General features: G+C 72.3%; 16 protein-coding genes. 7 read left to right on the plus strand and 9 right to left on the minus strand.

All coding sequences use genetic code 11. The features are described from left to right. Positions 1–312: 312 nt before the first annotated feature. The 9 genes from ACHBTE_RS12440 to ACHBTE_RS12480 form a co-directional block, all read right to left on the minus strand. Positions 313–1,689, minus strand: a complete 1,377-nt coding sequence (locus tag ACHBTE_RS12440; RefSeq protein WP_394723764.1) for an MFS transporter — start codon at positions 1,687–1,689, stop codon at positions 313–315. A 13-nt stretch (positions 1,690–1,702) separates the two neighbouring features. Then, positions 1,703–2,314 (minus strand): TetR/AcrR family transcriptional regulator, encoded by a 612-nt coding sequence (locus tag ACHBTE_RS12445; RefSeq protein WP_394723766.1) that lies wholly within the window; start codon positions 2,312–2,314, stop codon positions 1,703–1,705. A gap of 47 nt (positions 2,315–2,361) precedes the next feature. Then, a complete protein-coding gene (locus tag ACHBTE_RS12450; RefSeq protein WP_394723767.1) occupies positions 2,362–3,264 on the minus strand; it encodes a 3-hydroxybutyryl-CoA dehydrogenase in 903 nt (300 codons plus the stop codon). A 33-nt stretch (positions 3,265–3,297) separates the two neighbouring features. Continuing rightward, positions 3,298–4,470: an acyl-CoA dehydrogenase family protein gene (locus ACHBTE_RS12455; protein WP_394723769.1), complete on the minus strand. Its 1,173-nt coding sequence runs from the start codon at positions 4,468–4,470 to the stop codon at positions 3,298–3,300. Positions 4,471–4,508: 38 nt separating this feature from the next. Continuing rightward, entirely contained in the window at positions 4,509–5,681 is a 1,173-nt protein-coding gene (locus ACHBTE_RS12460; RefSeq protein WP_394723771.1) for an acyl-CoA dehydrogenase family protein, read from the minus strand. A gap of 38 nt (positions 5,682–5,719) precedes the next feature. Continuing rightward, positions 5,720–7,774, minus strand: coding sequence for an acetate--CoA ligase family protein (locus ACHBTE_RS12465; RefSeq protein ID WP_394723772.1), 2,055 nt, complete (start codon positions 7,772–7,774; stop codon positions 5,720–5,722). A 1-nt stretch (position 7,775) separates the two neighbouring features. Next, positions 7,776–7,967: a ferredoxin gene (locus tag ACHBTE_RS12470; protein WP_394723774.1), complete on the minus strand. Its 192-nt coding sequence runs from the start codon at positions 7,965–7,967 to the stop codon at positions 7,776–7,778. A 71-nt stretch (positions 7,968–8,038) separates the two neighbouring features. After that, positions 8,039–9,283, minus strand: a complete 1,245-nt coding sequence (locus ACHBTE_RS12475) for an NADH-ubiquinone oxidoreductase-F iron-sulfur binding region domain-containing protein (RefSeq protein WP_394723775.1) — start codon at positions 9,281–9,283, stop codon at positions 8,039–8,041. Beyond that, positions 9,280–9,696, minus strand: coding sequence for a hypothetical protein (locus tag ACHBTE_RS12480; RefSeq protein ID WP_394723776.1), 417 nt, complete (start codon positions 9,694–9,696; stop codon positions 9,280–9,282). The genes ACHBTE_RS12475 and ACHBTE_RS12480 overlap by 4 nt, the downstream gene beginning before the upstream one ends. 403 nt (positions 9,697–10,099) lie before the next feature. Here ACHBTE_RS12480 and ACHBTE_RS12485 point away from each other — a divergent pair, with 403 nt between their 5' ends. The 7 genes from ACHBTE_RS12485 to ACHBTE_RS12515 all read left to right on the plus strand — a co-directional run bounded on the left by ACHBTE_RS12485 (position 10,100) and on the right by ACHBTE_RS12515 (position 18,212). Further along, positions 10,100–11,275, plus strand: a complete 1,176-nt coding sequence (locus ACHBTE_RS12485; RefSeq protein ID WP_394723777.1) for an aromatic ring-hydroxylating dioxygenase subunit alpha — start codon at positions 10,100–10,102, stop codon at positions 11,273–11,275. 184 nt (positions 11,276–11,459) lie between these two features. Then, positions 11,460–12,584 (plus strand): spermidine/putrescine ABC transporter substrate-binding protein, encoded by a 1,125-nt coding sequence (locus ACHBTE_RS12490; RefSeq protein WP_394723778.1) that lies wholly within the window; start codon positions 11,460–11,462, stop codon positions 12,582–12,584. Positions 12,585–12,587: 3 nt separating this feature from the next. After that, positions 12,588–13,484: an ABC transporter permease gene (locus tag ACHBTE_RS12495; RefSeq protein ID WP_394723780.1), complete on the plus strand. Its 897-nt coding sequence runs from the start codon at positions 12,588–12,590 to the stop codon at positions 13,482–13,484. Next, positions 13,481–14,362, plus strand: coding sequence for an ABC transporter permease (locus tag ACHBTE_RS12500; RefSeq protein WP_394723782.1), 882 nt, complete (start codon positions 13,481–13,483; stop codon positions 14,360–14,362). The genes ACHBTE_RS12495 and ACHBTE_RS12500 overlap by 4 nt, the downstream gene beginning before the upstream one ends. 2 nt (positions 14,363–14,364) lie before the next feature. Then, positions 14,365–15,435, plus strand: a complete 1,071-nt coding sequence (locus ACHBTE_RS12505; protein ID WP_394723783.1) for an ABC transporter ATP-binding protein — start codon at positions 14,365–14,367, stop codon at positions 15,433–15,435. Positions 15,436–15,466: 31 nt separating this feature from the next. After that, entirely contained in the window at positions 15,467–16,786 is a 1,320-nt protein-coding gene (locus ACHBTE_RS12510) for a flavin monoamine oxidase family protein (RefSeq protein ID WP_394723785.1), read from the plus strand. Beyond that, on the plus strand, positions 16,779–18,212 hold the full coding sequence (locus tag ACHBTE_RS12515; protein ID WP_394723787.1) for an aminobutyraldehyde dehydrogenase: 1,434 nt from the start codon (positions 16,779–16,781) through the stop codon (positions 18,210–18,212). The genes ACHBTE_RS12510 and ACHBTE_RS12515 overlap by 8 nt, the downstream gene beginning before the upstream one ends. The last annotated feature ends 29 nt before the right edge of the window (positions 18,213–18,241 follow it).

Here is an 18,241-nt window from a genome sequence, read left to right on the forward strand (position 1 = left end):
GCACGGGCCGTGGTGAGTCGTCGTGCAGCTTCCACCGCTGCTGGTTCCCAGGCAGAGCGCGGATACGCGTCCGAACGGGCAGGAGCCGGCGGGACATCGCGGAAGCGTGGGGCCACAGGGCCGGCTCGAGCCCGGCCCGGGAGGAAGCGGTCCCGGCTGTGAGCGGCGAGCGGCGCCTCAGGAGAACCACCTGGTCAGGAGCCCATGCGCGCCCCAGAAGGAGCCGTCTCGGACCGGCCCGCGGAACGCTATGCGCGTAGCCCGGGCCCCCGAGCGGCGTGGCCCGTCGGTACGGCACGAATCCTGCGGTCTTTATTTCCTTGTCGACTTCCCCGGGACGCACAGCCACGCGAGGAGCGCGGCCGTCAGATAGGCGCCCGCGCCGATGGCCATGCTGGTGCGCAGCCCGGTGGTGTAGACGGTGGCGGAGGCGAGCAGGCTGCCGCCGAGCGCCACGCCGGTGGCGCTGCCGATCTGGCGGGTGGTGTTGAACAGCGCGGAGGCGGCCCCGGCGTACGCCGGGGGTGCGGCGGCCATCACGGTCGCGGTCGAACCGGTGAGGGCGAACGACGTTCCGAAGCCGGCGGCCATCATCGGCAGCACCAGCAGCGCGTAGCCGGGATCGGCGCCCGCCGCGGCCCAGCCCGCCAGCCCCAGGGCGGCCAGCAGCATTCCGGAGATCACCAGCGGACGGTCGCCGGTACGGTGCGACAGACGCCCCGACAGGACGGAGGCGAACATGGTCATCGCCACCGCCGGGAACAGCGCGAGTCCGGTGCCGAGGGCGCTGTAGCCGCGTTGGTGCTGGAACTCCAGGCTGGCGGTGAACACCATGCCGTAGAAACCGAAGTTGAACAGCAGGCCGATGACGACGCCGCCACTCATCTCGCGCGAACGCAGCAGGCCGAGCGGGAGAGCGGGATTGCGGGCCAGCCGCTCGCGTACGGCGAAGGCCCCTGCCGCCAGTACGGCGAGGCCGATGCCGGCGAGGACGGCCGGGTCGGACCAGCCCCGGCGTCCCGCCTCGTTGAGCGCCCCGGTCAGCAGGGCCACCGCCGCCACGACCGCGCACTGCGCCGGCCAGTCCAGGGCCCGGTCGGCCCGGCGGGGCGAGCGGGCCACGTGCCGCAGCGTCAGCGCGATGCAGGCCGCGCCGACGGGGAGGTTGATGAGGAACACCCAGCGCCAGCCCACCGTGGAGACCAGCAGCCCGCCCAGCAGCGGCCCGGCGGAGGCGGCGATCCCGGCCATCGAACCCCACAGCCCGAAGGCCCGCGCGCGTACGTCCGGTTCCGGGTAGGCCTGCTGGAGCAGGGCCAGGGAGCCGGGCACGATCAGCGCGGCGCCGAGCCCCTCCACCAGGCGGGCCACGACGAGGAAGGGGGCGCTGGGCGCGAGTGCGCAGGCGGCCGACGAGACGGTGAAGACCGTGACGCCCGCGCAGAAGACCCGGCGGTTGCCGAGCCGGTCGCCCAGTGCGCCGCCGGTGAGCAGAAAACCCGCGAGGACGAGGGTGTATCCGTCGGTGATCCACTGGATGCCGGTGAGGGAGGCGGACAGTTCCCGGCCGATCACGGGGACGGCGACATTGATGACCGTGACGTCCAGGATGACCATGAAGTACCCGGCGCACACCGCCAGCAACGGCACCCAGGACCTGCGTTCCGTTTCGGCCACGGTCACCACCATAGTGACCGGACGATCACTCAGCCGGTACCTCGGCGGGCAGGCCGAGTGCCGTGGACACATGGCGCCATATGGCGGCGAGCGCCGTGTCCAGGGTGACCGCGGGGTCGCGGAGCATGAGGCGGATGCCGTAGCCGTCGCTCAGGGACAGCACGAGCGTGGCCAGCTCGTCGACGTCGGCCGGCGTGAACTCGCCGGAGGTGATTCCCCGCCGGACCGCGTCCCCGACCCAGGCGTGCAGTTGCGCGTAGAGGTCCACGGCGAAGACCCGCGTGGCCTCGTCGCGCAGCGCCCGCACCCACAGCTCCTGCCAGAGCCGCCAGTCCTGGTGCAGTTCGGGATCCGTCGGCAGCAGGTTGCGCAGGATGCGGGCGAGGGTGACCGCCGCCGGGGCCGTCTCCGCCTCGCGTTCGACGTCGACGGCCGTATTGGCGAAGGAGTGGGTCATCGCCTCGGTGAACAGCTTCTCGCGCGTGTCGAAGTGGTAGTGCAGCAGGGCCGTCGACACCCCTGCCCGCTCCGCGACCATGCGCATGCGGATCTTCTCGAAGCCGATGTCGGCGATGACCTCGCACGCCGCGGTCAGGATGCGCTCGCGCGTGTCTGCCGTGCGCACCTTGGTGGCCACCCTGCGGCTCCCCTCGTTCGTCGGTCCTACGCCATGACCATCTTCCCTCACGGCTGCCTCGCCGGTACGGCAGTTTCGCCCGGCGGCTGCCCGTCGTACACATGGAAGCCCCGCCCGGACTTCCGCCCCAGCAGCCCGGCCTCCACCATGCGGGACAGCAGGGGTGGTGGCGAGTACTGCGGTTCGCGGAACTCGGCGTACAGCGACTCGGCGATGGCCCGCGTGGTGTCCAGGCCGATCAGGTCCGTCAGGGCCAGCGGTCCGAGCGGGTGTGCGCAGCCGAGGACCATGCCGCGGTCGACGTCCTCGACGCTCGCGCTGCCCGACTCCACCATGCGGATCGCGGCGAGGAGATAGGGCACGAGCAGCGCGTTGACGACGAACCCGGCCTTGTCCCGGGTCCGGACCACCTCCTTGCCCAGGGTGGCGGTCACGAACTCCTCGGCCCGTTCCGCCGTGGCGGGCGAGGTGAGCAGCGACGGCACGAGTTCGACGAGCCGCAGCACCGGTACGGGGTTGAAGAAGTGCACCCCGACCACGCGGTCCGGCCGGGTCGTGGCGGCGGCGAGTCTGATGACCGGGATGGAGGAGGTGTTGGTCGCCAGGATGGTGTGCTCGCCGGTGATCACGGAGTCGAGGCGGGTGAAGACGTCGACCTTGAGGGCCTCGTCCTCCGCCACGGCCTCGATCACCAGGTCGTGGCCGTGCAGGGCTTGAAGCTCGTCGGCGACGGTGATGAGGGCGTCGGCGGCGTCCCTCTCCTCGTCGCTGAGCCTGCCGTGTGCGGCGGCACGGTCGAGCGAGCGGGTGATGCGCAGGCGACCGGCCCTGGCCGCCTGCGCGTCGCGTTCCACGACCGTGACCGGTACGTCGGCCCGTGCGCAGACCTCGGCGATGCCGGCGCCCATCAGCCCGCAGCCGACGACCCCTACGCGCTTGATGTCGGTCATCCGTCTCCCTCTCTTGGTCTGCGGCGGCGGGTGTCAGGCGGTGGGCAGGTCCAGAACTCCCGTGCCCCGCTTGACGAGTTCGTTGGCGATGATCAGCCGCTGGATCTCGGAGGTGCCCTCCCAGATCCGGTCCACGCGCAGCTCGCGGTAGAGCCGCTCGACGGCGTACGAGCGGTCGTAGCCGCGGCCGCCGTGGATCTGGAGGCACCGGTCGATCACCCGGCCCGAGGACTCGCTCGCCGAGAGCTTGGCGATGGCGGCCTTGGCGTGCAGCGTCTTGCGGTCCTCGGCCGTCGCCTGGTCGATCTCCCAGGCGACCTGGTGGGTGTAGGCGCGGTTGACGGCGATGTCCACGGCGCAGTCGGCGAGCATGCCCTGGATCAGCTGGTACGAGGAGATCGGCGCCCCGAACTGCTCCCGCTCCACGGCCCAGTCGCGGGACAGCTCCAGTGCGCGTTCGGCGGCGCCGATGGTGCGGGCGGCGATCATCAGCCGCTCCTCGGTGAACCAGGAGCGGGTGATGTCGTAGCCCTCGCCGATGCCGCCGAGGACGGCGTCGTCGCCCACCTGCACATCGGTGAAGGTGAACTCGGGGTGCTCGTAGACGAAGGTGTGCATCCAGCGCGGGACCCGGGTCATCTCGATACCGGGGGTGTCCTTGTCGACCAGGAAGAGGGTGGGTGCGCGCTCCGGGCCTGCCGCGGCGAGGACGATCATGAAGTCGGCGTGGTCGCCGACGGTCACGAACCACTTCTCGCCGTTGAGCACCCAGCCCTGGTCGTTCCTGGTCGCGGTGGTGGCGAGGTTCTGCGGGTCGGAGCCGGCGCCGGGCTCGGTGACGGCGTAGCAGTCGCGGCGCTCGCCGTTGATCACGGGGATCAGGAACCGCTCGCGCTGCTCCGGCGTGCAGAACCGGAGCGCGTTGGCGGGCCGCCACACCATGTCCCACAGGGCGCCGGTGAGCCGGCCCAGCTCCTCCTGCACGGTGACCTGCTCGGCGATGGTCAGTCCGGCGCCGCCCCACTCGGCCGGCATGTTGACGGCCTGGAGCCCGGCGTCGAGGACCGCGTCGCGGACCTTGGCGTGCGCGTCGGCGGGGAGGCCGTTGTCCTCCTCGCACTGCGTCTCGTAGCCGGCGATGAAGTCGGTCAGGGCGCGCGCGTCGCTCTTGAGCTGAACCTGGCGCGGGGTGAGGCGGAAGTCCATGGAAGTCCTCGCTGTGGGTTGCGAAAGGGGTGTGGGTTTCAGTGCGTGGGCAGGGCCAGGGCGCGGGTGCCGCGCTTGATGAGCTCGTTGGCGATGATCAGCCGCTGGATCTCGGAGGTGCCCTCCCAGATCCGGTCGACGCGCAGCTCGCGGTACATGCGCTCGACGGGGTAGGTGCGGTCGTAGCCACGGCCGCCGAAGATCTGCAGACAGCGGTCGGCGACCCGGCCGGCGGCCTCGCTGGCGGCGAGCTTGGCGGTGGAGGCCTTGGCGTGCAGCGTCTTGCGGTCGGTGCCGGGCTGGTCGGCCTCCCAGGCGACCTGGTGGGTGTAGGCGCGGTTGACGGCGATGTCCACGGCGCAGTCGGCGAGCATGCCCTGGATCAGCTGGTACGAGGCGATGGGCGCCCCGAACTGCTCGCGCTCCACGGCCCAGTCCCGGGCGAGCTGGAGTGCGCGCTCGGCCGCGCCGACCGTGCGGGCGGCGATCATCAGGCGTTCGTCGGTGAACCACTCCTTGGTGAGCTCGTAGCCCCTGCCGACACCGCCGAGCACGTCCTCGTCGGCCACGAAGACGTCGGTGAAGGTGAACTCGGGGTGCCCGTTGACCGCTGAGTGCATGAAGTGCGGCAGCCGGGTCATCTGCACGCCGGGCGCGGCCTTGTCGACGAAGAACAGCGTGGGTTCCCGGTCGGGGCCCGCGTCCGCCTGCACCAGCAGGAAGTCGGCGATGTCGCCGCAGGTGACGAACCACTTCTCGCCGTTGAGCAGCCAGCCGCCCTCGGTGCGGGTGGCGGTGGAGGTGCCCGAGGACGGGTCGGATCCGGCGCCGGGCTCGGTGACGGCGAACGCGTCGAACTTCTCCGCGCGGATCACGGGCAGCAGGTACTTCTCGCGCTGGCGCTCGTCGCCGTAGGCGAGGACGTTCGCCGGCCGCCAGGGGATGTCCCACAGGCAGTTGGTGACCTTGCCGAACTCCTCCTCGACGATGACCTGGTCGAGCAGGCTGAGTCCGGCGCCGCCCCACTCCGCGGGCATGTTGATGGCGTAGACACCGGCGTCCATCGCGGCCCGGGTCAGTTCGGTCACGAGTTCCTGCGGCAGCGGGCCGCCGGCCTGCTCGGACTGGTCCTCGTAGCGCATGAGCAGCCGTGCGTAGTCGGCGGCGCGCCGCTTCAGGTCGGCCTGCTCGGGGGTGTAGCGCATGTCCATGGGGGCCTCTTCCAGAGGGTCGGGCGGGTACGGCTGGGTCAGGCGAGTACGGCTCGGGAGTCGAGGGCCAGCACTCCGTCGGGGCGTACGAGCAGGGGGTTCACCTCGAGTTCGGCGATCTCGGGGTGGGCGGCGGCGAAGGCCGTGATGGCCTCGACGGCCCGGGCGGCGGTGGCGATGTCGACCGCCGGTTTGCCCCGTACGCCGTCCAGGAGGGCGGCGGTGCGCAGTTGACGCAGCAGGGTCTCGGCCCGCTCGGCGCCGACGGGGGCGAGGGTGAAGGCGACGTCGTGCAGTGCCTCGGCGAGCACACCGCCGAGGCCGACCATGGCGACCGGGCCGAAGCGCGGGTCCTGGTTGACGCCGACGATCAGCTCGATGCCGTCGGTCAGGTCGGCCATGGCCTCCACGGAGTAGGAGGAGGCGCCCAGCCGGGCGTGCATCTCCCGGAACGCGGCGAGCAGTTCGCCGGGTCCTGCGAGGCCCAGCGCCACTCCGCCGGCGTCGGACTTGTGCAGCAGGTGCAGGGCCTTGAGGACGTACGGTCCCTCGAACTCCTCGGTCGCGGCCAGCAGTTCGGCCTCGTCGTGGACCTCCCGGGCGGCGGGGAAGGGGATCCCCGCGCACTCCAGCGCACGGCGGGTCTCCATGTAGCCGCTCTCGCGGAGCGGGGTGGCGGCAGGGGGCAGCGGTGCGACACCGGTCCGCTGTCCGCCGGGTGCCACGGTGGCCAGGGCGCGGGCCGCGTCCTCGGTGGCGGAGAAGACCGGTACGCCGGCGGCGGCCAGTGTGCGGCAGCTGGGCGACTCGGGGTACATGGACTGCACCACCAGGGGTTTCGCGGTGGCGCGGTGCCGGGCGGCGATGAGGCGTGCGGCCTCCTCCTCGCCTCGCGCGAGCGCCGTCCCGCCGCCGCCGAGGCCCCCGTCGGCCGCCGCGTAGCCGCCGAAGTAGCCGGTCATCAGCACGGCGTCGACCTCCTCGGCCGCCAGCAGCGCGGTGACGGTCTCGGCGTAGGATCCCGGGTCCTGCTCGCCCATTCCGGCGAGGTCCACCGGGTTGGCGACGGCCGACTGGTCCCACAGGGCTTCGCGCAGCCGCTGCCGGGTCGGCTCGTGGAGTTCGGGGACGGTCAGCCCGGCCGCCTCGACGGCGTCGGCGGCTATGACGCCGTGTCCGCCGCCGTCGGTGAGTACGGCGACCCGGTGTCCGGTGGCCCGGCGTGCGCCACTCGACGCGGCCAGGGCGACGGTGAGTTCGCGCGGGGTGGCGACCAGTTCGACACCGGCGTCACGGCAGGCGGCGGTGACGACGTCGGCGGAGGTGGTCAGCGCGCCGGTGTGCGACTGTGCGCTGCGCGCGGAGGCGTCGCCGCGTCCGGCGCTGAGCAGCACCACGGGCTTGCCGGCCTCGGCGGCGGCTTCGGCGAAGGCGCGTCCGTCACCGAAGTCCTCGGCGTAGACGGCGATGGCCCGGGTGCCGTCGTGCCGGGCGCAGTCGGCGAGCAGATCGACGAGGGTGACGTCGGCCTGGTTGCCGAGCGAGACGAACCGGGAGAAGCCGAGGCCGTGCGGGGCGAAGCGGAGCTGGAGTTCGAGGGCGAGGTTGCCGCTCTGGCTGAGGAGGGCGACACCACCGGGGGTGAAGGTGTCGGAGGCCAGGAAGAGTTCGGTCGTGTTGTCGGCGATGCCGAGGCAGTTGGGGCCGACCATCACGGCACCGGCGGCGCGCACGCGCTCGGCGACGGCCTGCTGCCGTATCCGCCCGGCGTCCCCGGTCTCGGCGAAACCGGCGGTGATGGCGACGATCGCGCGGGCCCCGCAGCGCAGGGCCTCGTCGACGGCGTCCTCGAAGCCGGCGGCGGGCACCGACACCACGGCCAGGTCGACGGGCTCGCCGATCGCGCTCAGGCTGGTGGCGGCGGTGCGGCCGAGGACCGTGCCGCCGCGGCGGTTGACGAGGTGGACGGGGCGGCGGCGTCCTGCGCGGACGGCCTGGACGGCGATGGCGTGGCCGTACTTGGCCGGGTCGTCGCTGGCTCCGACGACGGCGACGGATACGGGGTCGAAGAGCGCGGTCAGGTCACGTCCCATGTCACTTCACCAGCCTCAGCGCGGAGTTGGGGCAGGCGGCGACGGCGGCTTCGGCGGCGTCCTCGCCGCCCGGCGGCACTTCGGTGACCCGCACCGTGGCATAGCCCCACTCGTCGAGGTCGATCAGCTCGGGTGCGGGTTCCTGGCAGAGGCCGTAGCCCTGGCAGCGGGTGGAGTCCAGCAGGAGTTTCATGGCGGGGTCCTTTCGGCGCGGCGGGGTCGGGGCGCCCCGGGTGCGGGAGCTTCGAGGGGCCGGGGCGCGGCTCAGGGCACGGGCACCGTGAACCGGAGCCCGTCCGCGGGGGCCGTGCCTTCGCAGGCGGGGCAGTCGGCGTGACGGTGGGCGTCGACCCGGTCGGGGAAGTGGGCGAGCAGGGTGGCGACGATGCGGGCGGCGGCGTCGAGCAGTCCGCAGGCGCCTCGCCCGGGCAGCTGGCGTGACCAGCGGTCCAGCTTGTCGAGGGCGTCGTGGCCCGCCTCACCGCAGCCGACGGATTCGAGGGTTCCGGCCAGGGCCCGGGTGCCGGAGACGCACACCCCGCACTGCCGGGCGCTCTGTGCCGCGAGGTAGGCGGCGGCCTCGGTGGCGACGGCGACCGGGCAGTCCTGCGGGCGCAGGAAGTGCAGCGCCCCGCAGCCGAGCGCTGCCCCGGCCGCGCGCAGGCCGTCGTGGTCGAGCGGCAGATCCCGCCAGCCCTCGCCGTACAGCCCGCCGAACAGGCCGCCCAGCAGAACGGCGGGGGCCGTGCCGTGGCCGCACAGGTCGGCGAGGACCTTCAGATGCGTGCCCGCGGCCACCTCGACCAGGGCGGCCGCGCCGTCGGCCCCGGCGAGCGTCACCAGATGGGCGCCGGCGACGGCGGCCATGGCGTCGGGGCGCGCGTGCATCCACGCGACGCGGGCCAGCGTCTCGACGTTGGCGACCAGGGTGGGCGCGCCGCCGACGCCGCTCTCGAAGGGCCGCGGCGGCTTGGCCGTGGGCAGGGCCGGACCGCCGTCGATGCGGCGGACGACCGCGGTCTCCTCCCCGGCGACGTAGGTGTGCTCGGTGCGTACGACGTCCACGGGCAGGTCGAAGGGGCGCTCGGCGAGGGCCCGCCGGACGGCCTGCTCGGCCGGGGCGTCGGAGAGGTACACATGGCCGCGGTCGGCGCCGGTGACGGCGGCGGCCAGGCGCAGGCCGTCCAGGACCAGGTGCGGGCGGTGCCGCAGCAGCCAGCGATCCTTGACGGAGCCGGGCTCGCCCTCCTCGCCGTTGGCGACGACGACGGGTGTGCCCTGCGCGTCACGGACGGCCCGGAGCTTGACGGCGGCCGGGAATCCGGCGCCGCCGCGGCCACGCAGTCCCGCGGCCTCGACCCGGTCGAGCAGCAGGCCGGGCGCGGCCGGCGGTGTGTAGCCGCCCGCCGCACGGTAGGAGGAGAGGTCCTCGCCGGCGCCGGGCGATGCGCTGCCGGCCGGCGGCGGGACGAGCAGCCCGTCGGGGACGAGCGAGAACACGCCGGTCATACGGTGCTCCTGAGCTCAAGGTGGCCTTGGGGGGCGCGTGACCTCAGCCGGGCGAGCGCCCGTTCCAGGTCCCGCCGCTGTGCGGCGGTGCGGGCGTAGCCGGTGCCGGGCAGGCCGATCAGCATGCGGTGGTGGTCGAGGACGACCTCGCCGGCCAACAGCGCCGCCCTCGGGTCGGCGGGCGCGGCGTCGGCGGCTTCGACGACCAGGTCGGCCACCTCGCCGAGGTAGCGCAGCCAGGCGCGCTGCGTGCCGCGCAGCACCAGTCGCTCGACGCGGTTGCGCTCGGCGGCGACCAGGGCCGTCGGTGGCCGGCCGGCCGCCGGGGCGCGCAGGGCGGCCACCGCGGTGGGCAGTTCCTGTTCGGGCTCCGGCGTGAGGCCGAGCCATACCAGACTTCGGCGATCGCTCATACGTGCCTCCGGGGTCACACCGCTTCCTGGGGCTCGGAAGCGGGGGTGACGCGGCGATGAGGTGGGTGGGGATGCTCCGGTGCCGTGACGCGAGGGGCGGGGAGCGGTGCGGAGTGGCCGGATCCGGCACCCGCTGTGGCGTGGACCGTGGTCCACGGGCGAGCGGACTCGGGTCCGGGCATCGATCCATGAGCCCGGGCCGTCCGCTTGCCCAGGAGACTAACTAACTAATTAGTCAGCCCACAAGTCTTGACTTGCTCCCTCGGCACCCCCAGTCTGACTAACCAATCAGTCAGCCGGATCGCGGCAGGTCCGGAAGCCACAGTTGCGCTCCGCCCCTGCCCCCGCACCGGCCCGCCGCCTCACCGCCCATCGCCGCCGCAGCGGCGCGGAGGAGGACCCCATGCACCCCGCGACCACCCGGGCAGAAGACCTCTCCACTCCCCCACCGGAGCCGCCCCCCGCGCACCCCGGGGAGGCACTGCCCGCGCGTTACTACACGGATCCGGCCATCGCCACAGCCGAGACCGAGCACATCTTCGCCAAGTCCTGGCAGCTGGTCTGCCACGAGTCCGACCTCCCCGGCCCCGGCGCCCGGCTCGCCGCCACCGCCGCCGGCCGCGAGGTCCTGGTCGTCCGCACCGAGGACGGCGGACTCGCCGCCCATCTCAACGTCTGCCGGCACCGCGGCACCCGTCTGGTCAGCGCCCCGGAGCCGGAGGGCAAGGCGATCCGCTGCCCGTACCACGGCTGGACCTACAAGCTGGACGGACGACTGGTCGGCGCCCCCGAGGCGCGCCGGATCCCCTGTCTGGACAAGCCCAAGCTGGGGCTGCACCCGGTCAACGTGGAGTCGTTCCTCGGCTTCGTCTTCGTCAACCTCGACCTGGAGGCGACCCCGCTGGCGGAGAGCTGCGCCGGGCTCGCCGAGGCCGTCGGCCGCTATGCCGGGGCCGGTCTGGTGCCGGTCGGCAAGCACCGCATCCACGACCTCTTGGGCGGCGAGGAGCAGAACGCCAACTGGAAGGTGATCGTCGACAACTATCTGGAGGGCTATCACGTCCCCGTCGCCCACCCCGCGCTCATGCGACTGCTCGACTACGGTGCGTACACGGTGGACGTCCAGGAGAACTACGTCCTGTTCGAGTCGCCCCTGCGCGACAAGCCGTCCTCGAACTGGACCGAGCGTCTCTACCAGCGGCTCGCGACCCCGATGCCGGGGCTGACCGAGGCCGACCGGCGGGTCTGGCGGTATGCCGTGATCTACCCCAACACGCTCATCGACTTCTACCCTGACCACGTGCTCGCGTGGACCGCCCTGCCCACCGCCCAGGACCGGGCGGCGATCCCCGGCGCCTTCTACACCCGGACCGGGGAGGGCCTGCGCACCCGGCTGGCCCGGCGGCTCAACATCCACATCGGCTGGGTCACCAACGACGAGGACGCCGAGCTGGTGGAGCGCGTACAGGCCGGGATGCAGACTCCCGGCTTCGAGCCGGGCCCGCTGTCGCAGCGCGAGGCCGCGGTCGGCTGGTTCGCCCGCCGGGTCAGGGACGACCTGGAGGGGGCTCCGCGGTGACGCCCTCCAGCACCGATCGCGCGTACCGCGCCGTACGCCGCCCGTCGGACTTATCGCACGTCCGCTGACGCGCGCCTACGCACCCACCCCAGACCGGTCTTCACTGCGGAATCAGGGCCTGAAGTGAGCCGACCAGCCGGTCCCGCCCTGGACTTGTGCCGTTCCTCGACGGAGAGGACGTTCCATGTCCCTCGAGGTATCACCGCCGTCCCGACGCGCCGTGCTGCGGGCAGGCGCCTGCGGTCTGCTGGGCGCTGCCGCCGCCGGCTGCGGGTTCATGCCCGCGAAAACGCCCAGCGCCGAACAGCTCGCGCCCGTCAAGGCGCGCGTCGACGGTGATCTCGTCTATTTCAACTGGGCCGACTTCGTCGACCCGTCCGTGTTCAAGGGCTTCGAGAAGGAGTACGGCGTCAGGGTCGTCCAGTCGAACTTCGACTCGATGGAAGGCATGGTCGCCAAGCTCAACGCCGGCAACCGCTACGACATCGTCTTCCCCTCGGCGAAATGGGCCCAGCGCCTGGTGCGCGGCGGCCGGCTGCGCCGGATCGACCACTCCCAACTGGCCAATTCCCAGGCCGTGTTCGGCGCGTACGACTATTTCGCCGACCCCTGGTACGACCCGGGCTCCGCGCACACCGTCCCCTTCACGGCGTACAAGACCGGCATCGGCTGGCGCCGGGACCGTATCGGTGACCTCTCCGACTCCTGGCGTGATCTGTGGAGCGAGCGGGCCAAGGGCAAGGTCTTCCTGCTGGACGACCGCGACGAGGTGCTCGGCATGGGCGCCCTCACGCTCGGCCTGGACGTCAGCACCGGGGACGCGGGTGACCTCGACAGGATCACCGCCCTGCTGGGTTCGCTGCGGCCCCGGCTGCGCGGTTTCTCCAGCGACAGCTACAACAACCTGCTCAACGGCAACGCGCTGATCCAGCAGGCCTGGAGCGGTGACATGGCCGCCATGCTGAACCAGGCCGAGGACCCTTCCGTGTTCGGGTTCCAGGCACCCAGGGAGGGCACGCCGATCAACTCGGACTGCTACGCCATCCCCTGGAACGCGCCCCACCCCGGCACCGCGATGCTGTTCATCGACTACATGCTGCGGCCGGAGAACGTGAAGAAGAACATCGAGTACATCGGCTACCCGATGCCGGTCGCGGGCACCGAGAAGGTCTACGCCGACCTGGTCGAGCCGTTCCCCGAGTGCCTCGTCACCAAGGACGACCTCGAGGCGGACCTGTTCTTCCGCAACGGCGCCCGCGCGGCGGAGGACGCCCGGGACGCCGCCTGGACCCATGTGAAGGCGGGCTGATCCATGGCACTGCTCCGTCCCTCGTCCCGCACCCGCCGCGGCCGGGACTCCGACGGCACCCGCATCTGGACCTGGCTCATGCTGCCCGGCACCCTGTGGATGACCGGCTTCCTCATCGCCTCGCTCGTCCTCGTGGCCGTCCTGGCCGTCGGCACCACGGACCAGCTCGGCAATCCGCGCTTCGGCTTCAGCCTGGCCGGCATCCGTGCCCTCACGGACCCCGCCTACACCGAGGTTTTGGCCCGCTCCCTCGGCTACGCCCTGCTGACCTGCGTGATCTGTCTGCTGATCGCCTACCCGGTGGCGTACACGATCGCCCTGCACGGCGGACGGTACAAGCACGCGCTGATCGCGGCGATCGTGGTGCCCTTCTTCGCCAACTACCTGGTCCGGATGTACGGCTGGTCGGTGGTGCTCTCCGACGACGGCCCGGTGCTGCGCACGCTGCGCTCGGTCGGCCTGGCCGACGCGGGCACGAAGATCCTCAACAGCGGCTTCGGCGTCGTCGCGGGACTCGTCTACGGCTTCGTCGTCTTCATGATCATCCCACTGTACGCGGCCCTGGAACGCCTGGACGTCTCCCTGATCGAGGCCGGCCGCGATCTGTACGGCGGCCCGGTCCGCACCTTCTTCTTCGTCACCCTGCCCGCCACCCGGCAGGGCGCGGCGGCCGGGCTCGTCCTGGTCTTCCTGCCCGCGATGGGCGACTTCGTCAGCGCACAGCTCATGGGAGGCCCGGACCAGATCATGATCGGCAATCTCATCCAGGACAAGTTCTTCCAGGGGCAGAACTGGCCGCTGGGCTCCGCTCTGACCATGCTGCTGATGCTGGTGCTGCTGATCGGGATGCTCGGTTATCTGCGGCGCACCCGCAAGGACGAGGCGGAGGCCCGCCGATGACTCTGCTGCGCATGCCCTCCTCCACCGTCCCGGAACGCACGGTCACCCGCCCCCGGGCGCGGCGCGGCCGTGCCCAGCGCAGGCCCCGGGTGCTGATCGCGGTCACCGGCCTGTTCTTCGCGCTGCTCTACCTGCCCATCGCGGTCGTGGCGCTGTTCTCCTTCAACTCCCAGAAGTCGCTGACCGTCTTCGACGGGTTCAGCCTGCGCTGGTACCGCGCCTTCGCGCAGGACGACGTCCTGCTGGCCTCCCTGGGCACGAGCCTGCGCATCTCCCTGGTGGCGATGGCCGGCTCGGTCCTGCTCGGGGTGGCGCTCGCGCTCGGCCTGGTGCGCTGCCGCACCCGGCTGGGCTCCCTGGCCGGGCTGATCATGCTGGTGCCGCTGATCACGCCGGAGATCGTCACGGGCGTGGCGTCGATGCTGCTGTTCAAGGGACTCGGCGTGCCGCTGTCCACCGGCACGGTGATGCTCGCCGAGATCACCTTCTCCATCTCCTACGTCACGGTCATCCTCCGCTCCCGGGTCGCCGCGCTGAACCCGGAGGTCGAGGAGGCCGCTATGGATCTCGGCGCCACCCGCTGGCAGGCGGTCCGGCTGGTGACCCTGCCGGCGCTGCTCCCCGCCGTGCTGGCCAGTGCCGTACTGATCTTCGCGCTGGTCTTCGACGACTTCGTCCTCGCCTACTTCACCACCGGCGTCGATCCCCAGCCCCTGTCGGTGCGGATCTACTCGGCGATCCGCTTCGGCGTGCAGCCCACCATCAACGCGGTCGGCACGCTGATGCTCGCGGGATCCATCGCCCTGATCGTCCTCGCCCTGTTCATCCCGCGTCTCTTCGGCCGCCGCGGCGGCCTCGACCTCCTCTCCGGGAAGTGACCATGGACACGACCCCCGCCGTCCGGCTCGACGGCGTCTCCAAGCAGTACGGCGAGTCCTACGCCGTCCACCACCTCGACCTCGACATCGCGGCCGGCCACTTCTTCTCCCTGCTGGGCCCGTCCGGCTGCGGCAAGACCACCACGCTGCGCATGATCGGCGGGTTCAGCGACCCCACCGAGGGCGCGGTGCTGCTCGCCGGTGAGGACGTGACGGCGTTGCCGCCGAACCGGCGCAACGTCAACACGGTCTTCCAGAGCTACGCCCTCTTCGACCATCTGAGCATCGCCGACAACGTGGCCTTCGGCCTCAAGCGCAAGGGCGTCGCCCGGGCCGAGATCCGCGAGCGGGTCGGCGAGATGCTGGAGCTGGTCCAGCTCGCGGGCTTCGCCGACCGCAGGCCCGGCACGCTCTCCGGCGGCCAGCGCCAGCGCGTCGCCCTCGCCCGGGCGCTCGTGAACCGTCCGGCCGTGCTCCTCCTGGACGAGCCGCTGGCCGCCCTCGACCTGAAGCTGCGCCGGCAGATGCAGGTGGAGCTGAAGCAGATCCAGCGCGAGGTCGGGATCACCTTCGTCTTCGTCACCCACGACCAGGACGAGGCGCTGACCATGTCCGACCGGATCGCCGTGATGAACGAGGGCCGCGTCGAACAGTGCGGCACCCCCGAGGACATCTACGAGCACCCCGCCAGCAGCTTCGTCGCGTCCTTCATGGGCACGTCCAACCTGATGACCGGCACCTACCGGGACGGCGAGGTGCAGCTGGCGAAGGGCCCGGCCCTGCCCGTCGGCGCCCGTTCCGAGATCGCCGACGGTGCCGCCGTCAGTGTGTCCGTGCGCCCGGAGAAGATCTGGCTGTCGGACTTCGAACCGGGCATGTCGATGCTCAGCGGTGTGCTCCGCGAGACCGTCTACAGCGGTCCGACCACGACCTATCTGATCGAACTCGCCCCCGGCGTCACGCTGTCCGTACTGGAGCAGAACACGGCCCGCGCCCGCATGGAGGACCGCTGGAGCGGCGGCGAGACCGTGGAGTTCGGCTGGCGGCCGGAGCACTGCCTGGTCCTCGCCTGAACGCCCCCGAACCTCTGACGAAAGCGAAGCCATGCATCACGACGTGATCGTGCTGGGTGCCGGGCTGGCGGGGCTCGCCGCCGCCCGGGACCTGGCCGCCGCCGGCACCGATGTGCTGGTCCTGGAGGCCCGGGACCGGGTCGGGGGCCGGGTCGAGCAGACCCGCACACCCGACGGCCGTACCGTCCAGCTGGGCGGTGAGGTCGTCGGCCGAGGACACACCTCCTATCTGGAGCTCGCCAAGGAACTCGGCCTGGAGCTGGTCCCCAGCTATGTCGCCGAGCCCGGCCGGATGACCCGGGCCACCGCTCAGGGCCGTTCGGCCGGCGAGCCCCCGCACTGGTTCGGCCCCGGTGACGCGGCCCTGCACGAGCGCCTGAGCGCCGAGTTCAGCGCACTCGCCGCCACCGTCGACCCCGACGATCCCTGGTCGCACCCCGAGGCCGACGCCCTCGACCGGCTGTCCGTGGCCGACTGGCTGCGCTCCCGGCAGGCCACGCCCGCCGTGGTCCGGCTGTGGGACATCGGACAGCTCGCCCTGGCCGGGGGTTCCTACGAGCGGATCTCCCTGCTGGCGGCGGTGCGCAAGAGCGCCGCGGTTCCCGGCTCCGGCAGCGGCGACTACGACTACGAGGACTGGGAGGGGCTGCGGCTGGCGGACGGCTCGGCGACGCTCGCCGAGGTCATGGGCCGCGAGCTGGGCCCGCGCATCCGGCTGGGCTCCGCCGTCGCCGCCCTGGACGTACGCCCCGGCCGCTGCACCGTGCGGCTGGTCACCGGTGAGGTCCTCACCGCGACGGCCGTGGTCAGCGCCCTGCCCGTCGGCCCGCTGCGGGATGTCGCCGTCACCGGCGTCAGCGAGGCCCGGCTGGCCTCCCTGCACCGCCAGCGCCATGCCACGGCGGCGAAGTTCGCGGCCGTCTACGACCGCCCTTTCTGGCGGGACGCCGGCTTGAACGGCCTGTCCGAGACCGAGGGCGTGCTGGGCAGCACCTGGCCGCAGAACGAAGGCGTGCTGTCGGCACTCGTCCCACCGGAACGCTACGGCGTGCTGCTGGGCACCCCGCCCCAGCTTCGCACGCCCGAACTGCTCGCCGAGATGGCCGGCATGTTCGGCGACGAGGCACTGCGCCCGACCGCCTGCCATCTGCGGCTGTGGGGCACCGATCCGTGGACGCAGGGCTATGTCACCCAGTGGCCGCCGGGCGAGGTGATGGCGGTCGGCCCGCTGCACGGCACCCATGAACCGCCGTTCTACGTCTGCGGCTCCGACCAGTGGGTCGCCGGATACATGGAGGGCGCCGTCCGCACGGGCCGCGCCGCCGCCGAGGAGGCGCTGCGCCGTGGCTGACACCGCCGACCTCACCGTGGTCCTCAATCACATCGACGGAAAGGAGACACCCGCGGCGTCCGGGGCGACCTTGCGGCTGATCGACCCCGCCACCGGCCTGGCGCACGGCATGGCGCCGCTCTCCGGCCCGGAGGACGTGGACGCCGCGTGCCGGGCGGCCGAGGAGGCGTTCGCCGGCTGGGCGGTGACGACGCCGGCCGAGCGGCAGACCGCGCTGCTGCGGATCGCCGACGCACTGGAGCGGGAGGCCGGCGCGGTGGCGGACGCCGAGGTCGCCGACACGGGCAAGCCGCGGGCCCTGTTCCTGGGCGATGAACTGCCGGCGATCGTGGATGTGTTGCGGTACTTCGCGGGGGCCGCCCGGAACCTGCCGGGGGCCGCCGCCGCGGAATACACGCCGGGCCGCACCTCCGTACTGCGGCGCGAGCCGGTCGGGGTCTGCGCCCAGATCACACCGTGGAACTACCCGCTGATGATGGCCGTCTGGAAGATCGCGCCCGCGCTGGCCGCGGGCAACACGGTCGTCCTGAAGCCGTCGGACACCACGCCCTCGTCGGCCACGCTGCTGGCCCGGCTGGCGGCCGAGCATCTGTCGGCCGGTGTCCTCAACGTCGTGTGCGGCGACCGGGACACCGGGCGGTCCCTGGTCACCCATCCGCAGGTGCGGCTGGTCGCCGTCACCGGAAGTGTCCGCGCCGGGCAGCAGATCGCCACCGCCGCAGCCGCCGACCTCAAGCGGCTCCATCTCGAACTGGGCGGCAACGCCCCGGTGCTGATCCACGCCGACGCCGATCTGGACGACGCGGTCGAGCAGTTGTCGGCGCTGTCCTACTACAACGCCGGCCAGGACTGCACGGCCGCGACCAGGCTCCTCGTCGACCGGCGGATCCACGACCGTTTCCTGGCCCTGTTCGCCGACCGGGCCGCCAGGCGGCTGCCCGGCTCCCCGGACGAGGGGCAGGCCGACTTCGGCCCGCTCGCGAACTCCGCCCAACTCGCCACGGTGTGCGGCATGCTGGACCGGCTGCCGGACCACGCCGAGGTGGTGGCGGGCGGGGCCGCCCTGGACCGTCCCGGCTACTTCCACCAGGCCACGGTGGTCGCCGGGGTGCGGCAGGGGGACGAGATCGTGCAGGGCGAGGTGTTCGGACCGGTCGTCACCGTCCAGCCGTTCACCGACGAGGCCGAGGCATACCGGCTGGCCAACGGCGTGACCCAGGGCCTCGCCGCGAGTGTGTGGACCCGCGACCACGACCGGGCCATGCGGGCCAGCCGCGCGCTGCGCACCGGCATCGTCTGGGTCAACACCCATGGCACGACGGTCTCGGAGATGCCGCACGGCGGCGTGGGCCACTCCGGCTACGGCAGCGACCTCTCCCTGACCGGGCTGCTCGACTACACCCAGGTCAAGCACGTCATGCTCTGACATCGTCGACAAGCCCCTCCGGTCTCCAA

Source organism: Streptomyces sp. M41 (genome assembly GCF_043673425.1).
In the GTDB taxonomy this organism is placed as follows: domain Bacteria; phylum Actinomycetota; class Actinomycetes; order Streptomycetales; family Streptomycetaceae; genus Streptomyces.

Excerpts from the sequence above, each read along its gene's own strand:
- ACHBTE_RS12500 (WP_394723782.1), top strand. The coding sequence starts at position 13,481 with ATGACTCTGCTGCGCATGCCCTCCTCCACCGTCCCGGAACGCACGGTC.
- ACHBTE_RS12460 (WP_394723771.1), bottom strand. The coding sequence starts at position 5,681 with ATGGACATGCGCTACACCCCCGAGCAGGCCGACCTGAAGCGGCGCGCC.
- ACHBTE_RS12450 (WP_394723767.1), bottom strand. The coding sequence starts at position 3,264 with ATGACCGACATCAAGCGCGTAGGGGTCGTCGGCTGCGGGCTGATGGGC.
- ACHBTE_RS12455 (WP_394723769.1), bottom strand. The coding sequence starts at position 4,470 with ATGGACTTCCGCCTCACCCCGCGCCAGGTTCAGCTCAAGAGCGACGCG.
- ACHBTE_RS12480 (WP_394723776.1), bottom strand. The coding sequence starts at position 9,696 with ATGAGCGATCGCCGAAGTCTGGTATGGCTCGGCCTCACGCCGGAGCCC.
- ACHBTE_RS12490 (WP_394723778.1), top strand. The coding sequence starts at position 11,460 with ATGTCCCTCGAGGTATCACCGCCGTCCCGACGCGCCGTGCTGCGGGCA.
- ACHBTE_RS12465 (WP_394723772.1), bottom strand. The coding sequence starts at position 7,774 with ATGGGACGTGACCTGACCGCGCTCTTCGACCCCGTATCCGTCGCCGTC.
- ACHBTE_RS12485 (WP_394723777.1), top strand. The coding sequence starts at position 10,100 with ATGCACCCCGCGACCACCCGGGCAGAAGACCTCTCCACTCCCCCACCG.
- ACHBTE_RS12505 (WP_394723783.1), top strand. The coding sequence starts at position 14,365 with ATGGACACGACCCCCGCCGTCCGGCTCGACGGCGTCTCCAAGCAGTAC.
- ACHBTE_RS12475 (WP_394723775.1), bottom strand. The coding sequence starts at position 9,283 with ATGACCGGCGTGTTCTCGCTCGTCCCCGACGGGCTGCTCGTCCCGCCG.
- ACHBTE_RS12495 (WP_394723780.1), top strand. The coding sequence starts at position 12,588 with ATGGCACTGCTCCGTCCCTCGTCCCGCACCCGCCGCGGCCGGGACTCC.
- ACHBTE_RS12440 (WP_394723764.1), bottom strand. The coding sequence starts at position 1,689 with ATGGTGGTGACCGTGGCCGAAACGGAACGCAGGTCCTGGGTGCCGTTG.
- ACHBTE_RS12510 (WP_394723785.1), top strand. The coding sequence starts at position 15,467 with ATGCATCACGACGTGATCGTGCTGGGTGCCGGGCTGGCGGGGCTCGCC.
- ACHBTE_RS12470 (WP_394723774.1), bottom strand. The coding sequence starts at position 7,967 with ATGAAACTCCTGCTGGACTCCACCCGCTGCCAGGGCTACGGCCTCTGC.